This is a genomic window from Candidatus Enterococcus avicola (genome assembly GCF_047470845.1).
Lineage (GTDB): Bacteria > Bacillota > Bacilli > Lactobacillales > Enterococcaceae > Enterococcus_D > Enterococcus_D casseliflavus.
In genome coordinates, this window is the sequence record NZ_JBLGTY010000068.1 from 1 (window position 1) to 326 (window position 326).

Here is a 326-nt window from a genome sequence, read left to right on the forward strand (position 1 = left end):
CTGAGCCAGAATGTGGTTCATTCTGACCCAGATTTGATTTTACACAACTCATCAGTCCTTATTGACAAAGAGCCCATATTTTCAGGTCTTCTCACTGGCTGAAAACACAAAAAAGCCTGAAGCGAATGCTTCAGGCATCAAAAAATCGGGAAGACAGGATTCGAACCTGCGACCCCTTGGTCCCAAACCAAGTGCTCTACCAAGCTGAGCTACTTCCCGATAATAAAAATGAAACAAATAAAAAGACTACGCGCCCAAGAGGAGTCGAACCCCTAACCTTTTGATCCGTAGTCAAACACTCTATCCAATTGAGCTATGGGCGCATA

Annotated in this window: 2 tRNA genes; both read right to left on the minus strand. The window is 44.2% G+C overall.

Annotated features, from left to right (window positions below):
- Nucleotides 1–145: 145 nt before the first annotated feature.
- Nucleotides 146–219 (minus strand) — tRNA-Pro (locus ACI3E5_RS17625).
- A 30-nt stretch (nt 220–249) separates the two neighbouring features.
- Nucleotides 250–323 (minus strand) — tRNA-Arg (locus ACI3E5_RS17630).
- Nucleotides 324–326 lie beyond the last annotated feature (3 nt).